Genomic DNA, 16,397 nt, shown 5'->3' with positions numbered 1-16,397 from the left:
TACAAAAAATATATGAATTGAGATTCGGGTTTCGAGATGCGGGATAGCGGCTTACGAGGTGCAAGATACGGGGTGTTAGGTTGCGAGTTACGCAATGGAAAAATACTACGAAAAATAGGAGTTATCAAATAAATCATTCATCATTCATCATTCATCATTCATCATTCATCATTCATCATTTATAATTTATAATTATCTAATAAGTTTTGTTGTTGGAGTCGATATAGTAATAATTTGAGCCATCTTTTGTCACTTCAAACATTTTTCCCAGTTTCCAGCTGAAATTTCTTTTAATATTCGAGTATTCAAACGGAATGATAATTTTATTGTTGACATCAATAACTCCAAATTTATCATTATTGGAAGCCACAATCATAGGATTAGCTACATCATCTCCCTCCAGAATAAACAGATACTGGTATTGAGGATAGATTTGGTATTGTCTGTAATCAGCTGCATTCACAAACTTTGATTTTTCAATAATTCCGTAAAAACCGTTGAGGATGTAAGCCTGGAACAACTGTTGTTTATATTCTTCGAATTTACATTTTCCAAAATCTGCTTCTTTGAACTGATATACTCTCTTTCCCGATTGGTCTACACGGTACGAAATCATATTTTTCTCTACGGTCGCATACTCTTTTGTTCCAAATTTTCTAGCCTTTTCATTAGGTGAATTCAGAAGATTGCAGTCTTCATAAAAAAATACGGCAATATGATATTCCGGCTGAATAATAAATTTCCCATTCTGGTTAACATATCCGAACTGATCCCCTTTCTTCTTAGGAATCAAAAGAGGAAGATCTTTATTGATCATAACAAGATCAGCAGCAGGCTTATGGGCTGCAGTAGCTTTTTTGACCGCGGTTTTCGATCCTTTCTTCGTGGGAATTTTCTTCACAGATTGAGTCTGAGAGAAAACGAAAATCGAAATAAAAACACATAAAACATTCAGGATATTTTTCATATTCTCCATTTGTTTACAAAAATACGACCAAAAATAGATATTATAAAATTCATATTTATAAAGAATCTAAATAATTTCATTCTTATAAAATAGTAAAATTTCGTAATTTTGGGAACATTTTGAATTGTTTGATAATTTTAAAAAACTTTTGGAAAAGTGTAGATTATGCTGACTTTATTCGGTTAATGTTGCATCAAAATGCGAGAACTCAAAATGTCATTAACTGTATTTATACAGACCGATAAAGAAAAAGCAGGCCTACCTTTAATTTTGAAAGACCTTCTATTATGAGTATTTATAAGGATTACATCAAAGAGATTGAAGAAAGAAAAACCCAGGGGCTTCATCCAAAGCCAATTGATGGTGCTGAATTACTAAGCGAAATTATTACGCAAATTAAAGATTCAGGTAATGCTGACCGATCAGATTCTCTTCAATTTTTCATTTATAACACACTACCCGGAACAACAAGTGCAGCGGGAGTAAAAGCAAAATTTTTAAAAGAAATTATTCTAGGTGAATCCGTAGTAGAAGAAATTTCTCCGGCATTTGCCTTTGAATTATTATCTCATATGAAAGGTGGACCTTCTATTGAAGTGTTGTTAGACCTTGCTTTAGGAAATGATGCAGCAATTGCTAAAGAAGCGGCTAATGTTCTTAAAACACAGGTTTTCCTTTACGAAGCAGACACTACCCGTCTGAAGGAAGCATTCAATAGCGGTAACGAAATTGCAAAAGAAATTCTTGAAAGCTACGCAAAAGCTGAATTTTTCACAAAACTTCCCGAAGTTGCTGAAGAAATTAAAGTAGTAACATTTATTGCAGGTGAAGGAGATATCTCTACAGATTTGCTTTCTCCGGGTAATCAGGCTCACTCAAGATCAGACCGTGAACTTCATGGTAAATGTATGATTACTCCTCAGGCTCAGGAAGAGATTAAAGCTTTACAGGCTCAACATCCTGAGGCAAGCGTTATGCTTATCGCTGAAAAAGGAACAATGGGTGTAGGTTCATCAAGAATGTCCGGAGTAAATAACGTTGCTCTTTGGACAGGAAAACAGGCGAGCCCATATGTACCATTCGTAAATATCGCTCCAATTGTAGGAGGAACAAATGGTATTTCTCCAATCTTCCTTACAACAGTAGATGTTACCGGAGGTATTGGTGTTGACCTTAAAAACTGGGTAAAGAAAGTTGATGAAAACGGAAACCCAATTCGTAACGAAAATGGTGACATTGTTCTTGAAGAAGCATATTCAGTAGCTACAGGAACCGTTTTAACGATTAATACAAAAGAAAAGAAATTATATAACGGCGATAAAGAATTGATCGACCTTACCAAATCTTTCACTCCGCAAAAGATGGAATTCATCAAAGCGGGTGGATCTTACGCGATTGTATTTGGTAAAAAACTACAGACATTTGCAGCTCAGCTTTTAGGAGTTGAAGCTCCTGCTGTTTTTGCTCCGTCAAAAGAAATTTCTCATGAAGGACAAGGACTTACCGCTGTAGAAAAAATATTCAACAGAAATGCTGTTGGAACTACTCCAGGAAAAGTTTTACACGCTGGTTCAGACGTTCGTGTACAGGTAAATATCGTTGGATCTCAGGATACGACAGGTCTTATGACTTCTCAAGAGCTTGAATCCATGGCAGCAACTGTGATTTCGCCAATCGTTGACGGTGCTTACCAGTCAGGATGTCACACCGCTTCTGTTTGGGATAAAAAAGCTCAGGCTAATATTCCGAAGCTAATGAGATTCATGAACGAGTTCGGTCTGATTACAGCCCGTGATCCAAAAGGTGAATACCACGCAATGACTGACGTAATCCACAAAGTACTGAATGATATCACTGTAGATGAGTGGGCTATCATCATTGGTGGTGACTCTCATACAAGAATGTCTAAAGGGGTGGCTTTCGGTGCTGACTCAGGAACTGTTGCCCTTGCATTAGCTACTGGAGAAGCTTCTATGCCAATTCCGGAATCTGTGAAAGTAACATTCAAAGGAAACATGAAAGAACACATGGATTTCCGTGATGTGGTTCATGCAACGCAGGCTCAGATGTTGAAGCAGTTTGGAGGAGAAAACGTATTCCAGGGTAGAATCATTGAGGTTCACATCGGAACGCTTCCTGCTGACCAGGCATTTACCTTTACAGACTGGACTGCTGAAATGAAAGCAAAAGCTTCTATCAACATTTCTGAAGATAATACTTTGATCGAATCACTGGAAATTGCAAAAGGAAGAATCCAGATCATGATTGACAAGGGTATGGATAACCACAACAAAGTTCTTCAGGGATTAATTGATAAAGCGAATAAGAGAATTGAAGAAATCAGATCAGGAGAAAAACCTGCTTTGACTCCGGATTCCAACGCTAAATATTATGCAGAAGTAGTGGTAGATCTTGATGTAATTGTTGAACCAATGATTGCTGACCCGGATGTAAACAATGATGATGTATCTAAGAGATATACTCACGATACCATCAGAGATCTTTCTTATTATGGAGGCGAGAAAAAAGTAGATCTTGGATTCGTAGGATCTTGTATGGTTCACAAAGGAGACCTTAAGATCGTTTCTCAGATGCTTAGAAACATTGAAAAACAACAAGGAAAGGTAGAATTTAGTGCTCCTCTTGTAGTCGCTGCTCCTACTTATAACATCATTGATGAATTAAAGGCAGAAGGAGACTGGGAATTATTAGAAAAATATTCTGCTTTTGAATTTGATGATAATGCTCCAAAAGGAGAAGCTCGTGTCGAATACAAAAACGTAATGTACCTTGAGCGTCCTGGATGTAACCTTTGTATGGGTAACCAGGAAAAAGCAGCAAAAGGAGACACTGTTTTAGCGACTTCTACCCGTCTTTTCCAGGGAAGAGTAGTTGAAGATTCTGAACGTAAAAAAGGAGAATCTCTGCTTGCTTCAACTCCGGTTGTGGTTCTTTCTGCTATTATCGGAAGAATTCCTAGCATTGATGAGTACAAAGCTGCTGTTGAGGGTATTGACCTTACTACTTTTGTTCCTTCTATTAAAGAATTGACAAGTACAAGCGCTCACTAAGAGATTAATAAATACGTCGAAAGACTTATTTAAAACTATATCATTGGAAGATTTTGGTCCTTTAGGATTTAAAATCTTCCAATTTTTTGTTTAGAACGTTTCTATTTTAAGATAGTTACGTTTTTTTTTCGATAAAATCCGGAAAATAAATTCTATTTTTTCTTAAATTGAAAGTTATAAAATCTATTGATTTTGGAATCAAAATTACCCCTGTTTATAGATTATAGGAACGTTTTTTGATGCATTAAAAGTGATTTTTCTTTTTCAAACACCAGAGAAAAAGAAGCATTAACGGAAAAAGAACAAAATTAAAATACGATATGACTTTTGATATTGATATGATCAAAAAAGTGTACGAGCGTTACCCAGAAAGAATTGCAGCAGCAAGACAAATCGTGGGAAAACCTCTTACCCTTTCAGAAAAAATTCTTTACACCCATCTTTGGGAAGGAAATGCTACACAAGAATATGAAAGAGGAAACTCTTATGTAGACTTTGCGCCAGACAGAGTAGCGATGCAGGATGCAACAGCTCAGATGGCACTTTTACAGTTTATGCAGGCAGGAAAAGCTAAAGTAGCGGTTCCTTCTACGGCTCATGCGGATCACCTGATCCAGGCAAAAGTAGGTGCTGATAAAGATTTACAGGAAGGTATCAACAAAAACTCTGAGGTATTCAACTTCCTGAGTTCTGTATGTGATAAATACGGAATCGGGTTTTGGAAACCGGGAGCAGGGATCATTCACCAGGTAGTACTGGAAAATTATGCTTTCCCTGGCGGAATGATGATCGGTACAGACTCTCACACAGTAAATGCAGGAGGACTTGGAATGGTAGCCATTGGTGTAGGAGGAGCTGATGCTGTAGACGTAATGGCAGGAATGGCCTGGGAACTTAAAATGCCTAAACTTATCGGGGTAAAATTAACCGGTAAAATGAATGGATGGACTTCAGCAAAAGATGTGATCTTAAAAGTAGCCGGAATTCTTACGGTAAAAGGAGGTACAGGATGTATCGTAGAATATTTCGGTGAAGGGGCAGAATCACTTTCTGCAACAGGTAAAGGTACTATCTGTAACATGGGTGCAGAAATCGGAGCTACAACGTCTACTTTCGGATACGATGATTCTATGAGAAGATATCTTGCCGCTACCGGAAGACAGGATGTGGTAGATGCTGCCGATAAAATTGCTGAACATTTAACAGGTGATGCTGAAGTATATGCAAACCCAGAACAATATTTCGACCAATTAATAGAAATTAACCTTTCTGAACTGACTCCACACTTAAACGGACCTTTCACTCCGGACTTGGCGACTCCAGTTGCTGAATTCAGAGCTAAAGCTGAGGCTAACGGATGGCCTTTAGAAGTTGAGTGGGCACTTATCGGTTCTTGTACCAACTCTTCTTATGAAGATTTATCAAGAGCGGCTTCCATTGTAGAAGATGCGGTATCAAAAGGAGTAAAACCTAAAGCTATTTTAGGGATCAACCCTGGTTCTGAACAGGTGAAATTCACAGCGGAAAGAGATGGTTTCTTAGATTCTTTCAGAAAATTTGAAAACGCAAGAATCTTTACCAATGCTTGTGGACCATGTATCGGACAATGGGACAGAGAAGGGGCGGAAAAAGGAGAGAAAAACTCTATTATTCACTCTTTCAACAGAAACTTCGCCAAAAGAGCAGATGGTAACCCAAATACCCACGCATTTGTAGCTTCTCCTGAAATGGTAGCTGCTGTGGCAATCTCAGGGAGATTAGATTTCAACCCAATTACTGATACTTTAACTAACGAAGCAGGTGAACAGGTAAAACTTGACGAGCCTAAAGGTTTTGAGCTTCCTGAAAAAGGTTTTGCTGTAGACGACAACGGATACCAGGCTCCTTCGCAAGACGGTTCCAGCGTTGTTGTTAACGTAAGCCCTACTTCAGACAGACTGCAGTTATTAGAAGAATTCCCAGCTTGGGATGGTAAAAATATTGAAGGAGCTAAGGTATTGATCAAAGCTTTCGGAAAATGTACTACCGACCACATTTCTATGGCTGGACCATGGTTGAAATACAGAGGTCACTTAGATAATATTTCAAACAACATGTTGATTGGAGCTGTAAATGCTTACAACATGGAAACCAATAAGGTTAAAAACGAATTAACCGGTGAATACGGTGAAGTTCCGGCTGTACAAAGAGCTTACAAGGCGGCAGGCGTTCCAACAATCGTTGTGGGAGACCAGAACTATGGAGAAGGTTCTTCAAGAGAGCACGCTGCTATGGAGCCTAGACACCTTGGTGTGAAAGCCGTATTGGTAAAATCATTTGCAAGAATCCACGAAACCAACCTTAAAAAACAAGGAATGCTGGGAATCACTTTCGCTAATGAAGCTGACTATGACAAAATTCTGGAAGATGACACGGTTAACTTTTTAGATCTTGATCAGTTTGCTCCAGGAAAACAATTGACTTTAGAATTCGTTCATGCTGACGGAACTAAAGATATCGTCATGGCTAACCATACGTACAACGATCAACAAATTGAGTGGTTTAAGGCGGGTTCTGCTCTGAACCTGATCAAACAACAGGAAAAATAAGATTAATTGTTAGATTAATATAAAGGCGGCTTCAATAGAAGTCGTCTTTTTTATTTCAGCCTTTCCAGAAGATTGGCTCTATAGCTTTCTCCAATAGGAATTTCGTACTCGGGAAAGTTCACTTTTTTAGCACCAATACTTTTAATTTTATCCAAATTAACAATAAAAGACTTATGAACACGTACAAACCTCTCAGAAAGCTGAATTTCCATTGATTTAAGAGTATCCAGCACAATAAACTCCTCATTTTCCGTCCGGATATTGACATAGTCTTTGATACTTTCAACGTACAAAATCTCATTAAAACCAATACGATGTCTTTGTCCTGAGGATTTCACAAAGAAATATGTATTTTCCTCCTGAGGAAAAGAAAATCGTTCCTGTACCTTTAATGCACTTTTTTGAAATCTTTCAAATGAAATAGGTTTCAGCAGGTAATCCACAACATTATGTTCATATCCTTCCAAGGCATATTCTGAATAAGCCGTTGTTAAAATATATTTTTGACCAGGTCCTACAATCTTCATAAAATTGATTCCCGTAAGCTCCGGCATCTGAATATCTAAAAAGATAAGATCTGAATCGTTTTTCTGAAGATACTCCAAAGCCAAAATCGGGTTCTCTGTAGAAAACACAAGCTCAAGAAAAGGGAGTTTTTCTACATAATGCTCAAGAAGAGAGATTGCCAGTGGCTCGTCATCAACAATAATGCATTTTATCTTATTCATCGCGTAAATCAATTTTTAAGTCTACAATAAACTCTGTTTCCGAATCTCTGATCTCCAGCTGATGTTTGGGATACAATATTTCAAGTCTTTTTTTCACATTCTGAATTCCTATTCCGGAAACAGTATCTTTCATTTTCTGTGTTTTAAAATTGAAAAGATAAAAATGCAGCACTTTATCATGATCTGAGATTTTCATTTCAAAACCTTTATCACGGAAATCTCCATGTTTAAAAGCATTTTCAACAAAAGGAACCAACAGCATTGGCGAGATCTTAAGGTGGGGATACTGAATATTTTTTTCTATGAGCAACAGCTCAGGTCTTCTGATTCTAAGTTTTTCCAGGGCAATCAGGCTATCAATATATCCAATTTCCTTATCCAAAGGAATTGAATCTTTTTCAAGATCCTTTGTACTGTATCTTAACAATTGTCCAAGTTCTTCTATTGCAGGAAGTGCTTTGTCTGATTTCTGATAGACAAGAGAGTAGATATTATTTAATGAATTAAAAATAAAATGAGGATTGATCTGAGTTTTTAATGCCTGAAGCTCTGCCTGTTTCTTTTCAATCAGCAGCTGTTTTTTGTCATTTTCAGCAACACCATATTTCTCCAGTATCCATAAAATCCCAGCTATAAAAGTAGTCAGAGAGCTATTGTAAATATTATCGAAAAAATAATAGAGAAGGCCTGTTCTTTCATCATAATTCCGGAAGCCAAGAGTAGAAGGGAGGATCATTTCCTCCAAAGCATATCTCATGCTGGCAAAACACAAAAGGGTCAGAATAAAAACGAAAACCGCTGAATACAGTTTCTCAAGTTTAAAAACCTTTGGAAATATAAACAGATAGGAAATATAGAAGGTAGCAATTTTTACAATAAAGAAGGTAATTCTCAAAATATGTACTTCACGACGATTGCTCTCCGGTATAAAAAAATTAGGCGTAATAACGGTTCCAAAAAAATTGAATCCCCAATAAATAATTTGCAGCCAGATAATTTGCTTTTTATTCATACTCAAAGATAAATCTCTATCAGGATAATTCGTTAACCCTTTTCGATAAAAACCTGTTTTTTCCCGATGAAACTTTTTTGATAAGCATAATCATGCCCTTCATCTAAATGCTATTTCATTTCAAAGGCTCCTCCAATACTTTTGCCAGAGAAATGTAACACAATCGTCATTTAATCCATCATTTATCATATGAAAAAACACATTTTATTTATAGTCACCCTTGCTTGTTCTTTTGCTACAGCACAAACAAAAGACACTGCCAACGTTAACAAAATTGAGGCAGTAACAGTAAATGGTAAGAAAGTTCTGGTAGAGCGTAAAGTAGATCGCCTTGTTTATAATGTTCAGAATTCTATGCTTTCACAAGGAAGTTCCGGAACAGAGGTGTTGGCTGGCACTCCTTTATTACAGGTAGATGAGAGCAAAGGACTTCTTTCCATTGCAGGAAAAAATGGAGTTTCTGTGATGGTCAACGACCGGATGCTTAATCTTTCCGGCTCTGAACTGATCAACTATCTTCGAAACCTTCGTTCTGAAAACATCCTGAAAATTGAAGTGATCACGACTCCCCCTGCCAAGTATGAAGCACAGGGAAATAGCGGAATCATTAATATTGTCCTTAAAAAGAATCAGAATCTTGGATGGAACGGCTACCTGATTACTAATTACACTCAAAAAACATATGCTGCATTCAGTACGGTAGCAGGAATAAATTATCAGAATGAAAAGATTAAAGCTTCCGTAAAGCTGATGGGATATGACGGTGACAAAAAATCGGTAGAAAATTATAAAATTACGGGGCAAAGTTCTTCTATCAGCAGAAATGAGAGAAGGGATATGAATGACGGACTCGGCCTGAATGCCAACTTTGATTATTCACTTTCTAAAAATTCCAATATTGGATTGGTATATGATATTACAAAAGGACATTCTAATATGGATATCCACGCAACGCAAAACTATTTTACCAACAATACTCCTACTTTGCAAACGGATACAGATTCAAAGCACCGTTCTGCTTTTACAACCCAAATGCTTAATCTTTATTTTGACCAGAAAATGGGAGAACATAAGCTAAGTTTTGGTGCCAATTATTATGGAAACCTTCCCGATACGGAGGTCAATTTTACCACAAGAAATATTGCTGATAATTCAATGCAGACGGTAAGAAATCTTTCTGGTGTGGACTATAAAATCTATTTAGGACAGGCTGATCTGACTTTAAATTTAAAAAAAATCCAATTAGAAACCGGCGCTAAATACAGTCAGTTTTCTAATAATTCTGACATCGGATATTTCAATTTCACCCATGGAAATTATATCATAGATCCCGCAAAGAGCAATCTTTTTGATTATAATGAAAAAAATTATGCCGCTTATGTCAGTGCCGGTAAAGATCTTGGTGAAAAATGGTCAGTGAAAGCAGGATTACGTTATGAATATTCACAAACCAATGGATTCTCCCCTATTACCCTGTCTAAATCCGAGAATAATTACGGAAAATTTTTCCCGACCGCTTATGTTTCCTATAAAGCCAGTCAGGATAACCAATTCAGTATTAACTATTCCCGAAGAATCAACCGTCCTTATTTCCGGGCTTTAGATCCATTCCGATGGTATTCTAACCCTACTACGTATTATGCCGGAAACCCAAGTCTGCAACCTTCTTTTAATCATAATATTGAATTCAATTATATTTTTAAAAATAAATTCTCAGCCCATCTTTATTATCAGAGAACAAAGAATAATTTTGACCAGATTTCCTTCCTGAACGGCATTGATCTTATCAGTACCTATGAAAACTATTACAACCAGAATATTTACGGGATCAATTTCAATTATACGGATACTTTTTTCAAAATCTGGGAAAGTAATATTTCAACCTCGCTCAGTTATAATGAAACACAGATTACAAGATTCAATCTGGTTCCTAAAAATGGTCAGTCATTTTATTATTCTCTCAACAATACATTCCAGCTGAACAAGGCTAAGACCTTCATGCTATTTGTCAATTATTGGCACAATCTTCCCTCGAGAGACGGCTCCGCTTCCATCAAAGGCAGAGCAAGTTTTGATGCGGGAGTAAAAATGAGTTTTGTGGAAAAAGCCCTGCAGGTTAATCTTTCAGTGAGTGATATTTTTAAACAATCCGGATTTAAAGCTGATCTGTATTTTACAGATAATACACAATCATTCAACAACTATTGGGATGCACGAAGAATGACACTCAGCATCACCTACAATTTTGGGAATCAAAAAGTAAAATCGAATAAAAGAGCTATCAATTTTGAAGAAAAAGAGCGAGCACAATAAATGCAAAAAACTAAACTCAGGGAATTTTTCCTGAGAGACCATCAACATATATAAAAAAACAGAGCCTATAACTCTGTTTTTTTATTTAAGTAACTAATATTTAGAACCTGAATTCAATTCTTGCAAACAAGAATCTTCCTCCGATACCGTACTGAGAAACCTGTCTGGAATACACAAATTGATTATCTGCGGTTAATGAGCTTATATTGGGACTCTTAGAAGGCAGAATATTCAGAATGTTATTGCTTCCGATGGTTGCTGAAATATTTTTATTAAAATCATATCCTACAGATAAATCTGTTATCAAACGGTTATTAAGGACGAAATGCTCTGTACTTCCCGTTACTCCATCAAAATTAGCATCTAAAACATCTGCATCTGTCACTTTACCAAAGAATGAATTACGCAGCAGGAAAGTAAAACCGGAAACTCTTAACGTATTGGATAAGGTAGCTTTTACACGCGGTACAGCTTCTTCAAAATATACTCTATTAGGCTCTGAGAAATAATTATCAATCTGACTTACCAATTTAGGTGATGCATGGATATCTCCAATTCTTCTGGTCTGATTAAGGTTAAGTCCAAAATTATTTTCCAAAGAAATTCCTGATGAAATCTTTGAATTCTGAGAAATTGTAATATCCAAACCTTTTGTCTGAGAGTCCACCGCATTGGCAAAAAAGTTGGCAGCGCTTGCTCTTGCCAGATCAAACGCATCCTGAAGAACGGCCTGATCAGAGCCTGGAGTAAAATTACCATTAGGACGGAAGAAGAGATCAGTCAGTACTACCCTGTCTTTAATCTTTATTAAATAAGCATCAGCAGTGAAAGTAAGGCTTAATGCCGGAATTTTCCAGGTAATTCCTGTGCTGTAGGATTGTGAGGTTTCCTGTTTCAGTTTTGGAATCCCCAATGCCTGTGCAGCTTCAGAGTTATTTCTGAAAGTACCTACCTGTGTAGTTTTTCCCTGCTGAATCAGTGTAGAAGTAGAGCTATAATAGATTTGAGCTAAAGAAGGCGCTCTAAACCCTGTAGAAACGGCACCTCTCCAGTTTAGATTGGGAGCCAGTTTTACATTGGTTGCCAGTTTATAATTGAATGTAGATCCAAAGTCTGAATAATTTTCATACCGTAAAGCTCCTTCCAGCAACCATCCGTTGGTAACTTCAAGTTCTGCATCAGCATAAGCCGCAACACTGTTTCTATTTCCTGAAACTGCATTTTCCGGACTAAAACCTGGAAAAACCTGAGCTCCGGCTGGTCTTATACTTCCAAAAAAGTCGGTTACTTTTTCATTTTCAGGAGTTTTAGCGGTTACTACACGCCCAAAAATATCGTAAGAAACGTAGGAATTTTCTTTTCCTGCATTTACTTTATAATTTTCGTGTCGGTATTCACCCCCAAATGCAATGTTCAATCCTTTCAGAACATCATATTTTTTGGAGAAATCCAGATTGACGGTATTTTGTGAGAATTCAGATCCTCCGGCATCAAAAGTTCTCGGAGAGCTGTCTGTAAGCGAGGCATTAAACGTATTTACCACCCCAAAACCAAAAGTATTCTTCCCGAATGTATTGCTGAAATCCACATTCCAGCCATTCCATTTCCCTTTAATTCCGGCAGCAAGAGAATAATCATTTACAGCAGCTTCAATCTGAGGAAGATATCCATTGGGGGTAACGGCATTGATGTTTCTTTCATTATTCGGAAGTCTGTAAAATCCTCCGGCATTTCCAAGACGATAGCTATAGCCACCAAAAGAATATACTTTCCACTCATCATTAACAGGAATTTCAGAATTGAAAAATAACTGCCCGGACTGCAACTTAGACTGCCCGGCTCTCAGACTGAAATCTTGTCTCTCCAACCCTCTGTAATTAAGTTCCTGAGAAGTAAAATCTTTACCTAATATTTTTTGAAGGTCAGCAATACTGTTTGCTCCCGAAATCTGGGATTGAAAATCAGAACCAAAATAATCTACCTTGGCTGCATATTGTTTAACGGTATTGATAATCTGCTGAGTATTGGAAGTATTGGTAATGTTTTTATACAAACCGTCAATATTAACTCCATCCTGCAATGCTCTGTAATTAATGGCATTATAAGCATTATAAATATCTCCTTCTCTTACTCCAGCTCTTGAATAAGGATCACGGTACTGCGCAGAACCTGTAATGTTAAAAAATCCGGATTTCCCTATTTTAGCACCATAATTAAGATCTACAGAAATGGTCTGCCCATCTACCCCACCTGTGAAATTATTGGCAACAGGCGAAGCATATCCTCCTAAAAATACCTGCCCGGAAAGTCCTAATCTTTTTTTCAAACCGAGATTAACTACCCCAGCAATGGCATCTGAACCATATTGAGCAGAAGCTCCGTCTCTTAAAACCTCAATTTTTTCTAAAGCAAAGGCCGGAATAGCATTAAGGTCGGTTCCCACAGAGCCTCTTCCCGGTGTGAGGGTAACATTGATAAGGGAAGACTGATATCTTCTTTTTCCATTGAGTAAAACTAAAACCTGATCCGGACCTAATCCTCTTAAAAGTGCAGGATCTACAAAATCAGTTCCATCGTTGACCGTGTGTGAGGTGGATGAAAATGAGGGTACAATATAATTCAAAGCCTGACTGATATTGTTCGTTGGGCTTTGTTTTAAAATTTTTGAGATATTAATGATATCTACGGGAACGGGAGTATCTGTCAATGATCTTCCGGATCCTCTTGATCCAAGGATGACCACATCATCTATTTTCTTTGATTGTAAGGTATCTGTCTGCGCATAATAAAATGTTGAGATAAGCGCAATAGAAGGAACAAAGATTTTTTTCTTGAAATTATGCATGTTGTTTGTTGTTAACTTTTTTGTTGTTAAAAATTGTTTTTTGAACAATACAAATCCTGTAACCCTATATTTTAAGGTTACCATCGATTTTCGAAATGTTTGTATTATTTTTTAGAAATAGAGAAGGCTAGAAACAACAATGCATGCGCATGTAGAAATGGCATGAAAACATATCAGAATAATGAAGACTCACTTCATGATCCGAAGAATAAAAAATTACTGATGTAAGGTGATTTCCCTTGTCTTTAAACATTTGATTTTAACTTTAAAACAAAAATTCAAGATGGGAGTAATGATAGAATGATAAACATTTTTTCCGGAAGATCCGGCTTATCGATTGCAGCACCTTGCTTGTTTTTGCAGGTTGCTATCCCATCTAGAGATTCTTGATAATTACCTGGCAAAGATATAATTATTTCGGAAATAAAAAAAATTTCAGCTTAATTTTTCGATTTTCACAATTTTACCGTAACAAATTCTGTTTTTCAGCGTCTAACCGGATATCAGTAAAACATTATGAAAAAAACGATTTTCGCATTATCCTTGTTAAGCTCTGTCGTTGTTTTCTCTCAGGAAAAAAATAATAAACCTCAGGAAAAACAAATTGAAGGAGTAGTCATCACCAAAACTAAAAAAGCAGTTGAACAAAAAGCAGACCGTACTATTTTTGACTTTTCTGAGCAACCTCAACTGAATAACGGAAACGTTCTGGAAGGAATAAAAAAACTTCCCGGACTTGTATCTACCGATATTGCTGGAATGATGTATCAGGGAAAAATGCTGGAAGTATATCTTAACGGAAGACCTCTGAACATCACATCCAATGAGTTGAACTCTTTCCTGGAAGGAATGCCCGCTAATTCTGTAGAAAGAATTGAGGTAATTACCCAGCCTGGAGCTGAGTTTCCGGCTACTTCCGGAGGCGCTATCATGAATATTATCACCAACAAAAATGCCAATAAATATTTAACAGCTACTTATTCGGGGAATTATTCTTTCACGAATTATGACAAATACAGAAGCAGAACAACCAATTCTGTTAATTTAAATGCCAGAAATAAATATTTCGGATGGCAGCTGAACGTAGGACAAAATTACCGTGAAAGTATGCTGAATGGCCAGCAGGATGAGCTTTTAACGAGTCATACCGACAGATATGGACGCGGATATTTTGCAAAATCAGGATTGACTTTTGATTTAGGGCAGGACAGATTATTATTGAACTACGATATTTATCACAACAATAATGACAACTACACTTTAAGTGACGGGCATGGAGATTTGCCTTTTGAGAATAACCCTAAGGATTTAAGAGAGGCATTTTATACGTCTTCGGATGTGGCTCATACCAATAATTTGAGACAGGAAGCTGTAGTAACGTATCAGAAACGTTTTGCTGATAAATCTCAAAAACTGGACTTCCAGTTTGGGTATACCAGATCAGACAGTAAGTTTTCTCAGGACAATTTCTTTCAGGATGGTACATTTGCAGCTGCTCCAAATCTGCCAATCAATAGCCCTACCAATGGGTTGAAAGATATTCTGAACAATAAATCTGTCATGAATATTGCCAACTTCAAAGTAGATTATGCCCAGCCTATCAAGCTTCTTGACGGTGGAAAAGTAAGCTTTGGTGGATTGTATGAGAAACAGGATTATGATACGGAAAGCTTTGGCTTAACGAATCTTGAATATCAGAGACAGACTGCTTCAACCTATTTAGAGTTTCAGGCTAAATTGAAAAAGTTTGATTTCACCTTGGGTTCGCGTGCTGAAAATTATGATATTTCCGGAGTAACAAGATATTTTGATAAAAATGCAAAACTGGTGGAAGCGAATTTGATTCCCTTCAATAAGTTTAAGTTTTTCCCGAATGCAAGTGTACAATATAACATGATGAATCAGGTTTATATTGCCGCGAATTACAACAGAAAAATCAGCCTACCAAGTATTTCTGCCTTAAACCCGAATAACGTAACGTTCTCCGGACCCAGTACGGAAGTAAACGGTAACCCCAATCTGCAACCTACTATTTTTGATAATTATGAAATAAAAGTATCCGCTTTTGATTATGCATTTATCGGGTATAGTGTAAGTTCGGCAAGCAATCAGGTGGCACAAATCATCAGAAAAGACGGAAGAAAACTCTTTAATGAGCAGGTGAACATTTCAAATATGAAAATTCATAATTTCAATGTGGGATTACCCGTTCCTTTTATGATTTTCAGCAAGCCTTTGAGCGAAATTATGAAGTTTAATTTTAATCCTGATAAAATTAATTTCATGTATTTATATGCTGGTTATCAGAAACATGAAATCGACAATCTGAACAATAAAGGATTCTGGATTTTCAATATCATGACGCAGATTATTTTGCCTAAAGATATCAAACTGACAGCCAATTACAGCTATCTGACTCCAAAAGCAGGATATTTCTACTTTACAGCAGAGAAGCCTTTCAACAACTCGCTTGACATTACACTGACGAAGAAGTTTATGAACAACCGTTTGACCCTTTCTGTTTTTGCGAATGATATTTTCAACGGCCAGATGATGCAGGTACGTTCTAACCCGCCATCAGGAACTCCGGTAATGATCTATAGTAAATATGATACAAGAAACTTCGGACTTTCTATCAATTATAAAATTCCAACAAGAAATAAACTGGCGAAAGAGGATCCAAATATTCTTAACCAGACCAAAAAAGAAGATAACGGCGGCGTAATGCAGCAGGCACAATAATTTTTTGAGATAAAATAAAAGAGGCGGCACCTAAGGTAACCGCCTCTTTTTTGTATGGAATATAGATTTTGGCTAAAGCCCATTCCTATTGATATTAAAATGGTGTTATTTGTGAAAACATTAGTGATATT

8 protein-coding genes and 1 riboswitch are annotated in these 16,397 nt (G+C 36.9%); of the genes, 4 read left to right on the top strand and 4 right to left on the bottom strand.

The window, feature by feature from the left end:
- Positions 1 to 196: 196 nt before the first annotated feature.
- Positions 197 to 967, bottom strand: coding sequence for a WG repeat-containing protein (locus CQ022_RS20500; protein WP_228421818.1), 771 nt, complete (start codon positions 965 to 967; stop codon positions 197 to 199).
- 287 nt (positions 968 to 1,254) lie between these two features.
- On the opposite strand from CQ022_RS20500, the gene CQ022_RS20495 reads away from it, so the two are divergent.
- Together CQ022_RS20495 and CQ022_RS20490 are read left to right on the top strand one after the other, a co-directional pair.
- Positions 1,255 to 4,038: a bifunctional aconitate hydratase 2/2-methylisocitrate dehydratase gene (locus CQ022_RS20495; protein WP_105684142.1), complete on the top strand. Its 2,784-nt coding sequence runs from the start codon at positions 1,255 to 1,257 to the stop codon at positions 4,036 to 4,038.
- Between the two features lie 320 nt (positions 4,039 to 4,358).
- Positions 4,359 to 6,626, top strand: coding sequence for an aconitate hydratase (locus CQ022_RS20490; protein ID WP_105684141.1), 2,268 nt, complete (start codon positions 4,359 to 4,361; stop codon positions 6,624 to 6,626).
- Between the two features lie 50 nt (positions 6,627 to 6,676).
- Here the strand turns inward: CQ022_RS20490 and CQ022_RS20485 are convergent, their stop codons facing one another.
- Positions 6,677 to 7,354, bottom strand: coding sequence for a LytR/AlgR family response regulator transcription factor (locus CQ022_RS20485; RefSeq protein WP_105684140.1), 678 nt, complete (start codon positions 7,352 to 7,354; stop codon positions 6,677 to 6,679).
- Positions 7,347 to 8,366, bottom strand: a complete 1,020-nt coding sequence (locus CQ022_RS20480) for a sensor histidine kinase (RefSeq protein WP_105684139.1) — start codon at positions 8,364 to 8,366, stop codon at positions 7,347 to 7,349. Before CQ022_RS20480 ends, CQ022_RS20485 begins: the two co-directional genes overlap by 8 nt.
- 189 nt (positions 8,367 to 8,555) lie before the next feature.
- On the opposite strand from CQ022_RS20480, the gene CQ022_RS20475 reads away from it, so the two are divergent.
- Positions 8,556 to 10,679, top strand: a complete 2,124-nt coding sequence (locus CQ022_RS20475; RefSeq protein ID WP_105684138.1) for an outer membrane beta-barrel family protein — start codon at positions 8,556 to 8,558, stop codon at positions 10,677 to 10,679.
- A gap of 100 nt (positions 10,680 to 10,779) precedes the next feature.
- Here the strand turns inward: CQ022_RS20475 and CQ022_RS20470 are convergent, their stop codons facing one another.
- Positions 10,780 to 13,524 (bottom strand): TonB-dependent receptor plug domain-containing protein, encoded by a 2,745-nt coding sequence (locus tag CQ022_RS20470; RefSeq protein ID WP_165791703.1) that lies wholly within the window; start codon positions 13,522 to 13,524, stop codon positions 10,780 to 10,782.
- Positions 13,525 to 13,824: 300 nt separating this feature from the next.
- Positions 13,825 to 13,922: riboswitch (SAM-I-IV-variant riboswitch) on the bottom strand.
- A gap of 118 nt (positions 13,923 to 14,040) precedes the next feature.
- Here CQ022_RS20470 and CQ022_RS20465 point away from each other — a divergent pair.
- Positions 14,041 to 16,266: an outer membrane beta-barrel protein gene (locus CQ022_RS20465; protein ID WP_105684136.1), complete on the top strand. Its 2,226-nt coding sequence runs from the start codon at positions 14,041 to 14,043 to the stop codon at positions 16,264 to 16,266.
- Positions 16,267 to 16,397: the final 131 nt, after the last annotated feature.

Source organism: Chryseobacterium culicis, assembly GCF_002979755.1.
Lineage (GTDB): Bacteria > Bacteroidota > Bacteroidia > Flavobacteriales > Weeksellaceae > Chryseobacterium > Chryseobacterium culicis_A.
Note: the sequence above shows the minus strand (reverse complement) of the source record. Positions and strands in the feature narration are given on the sequence as shown.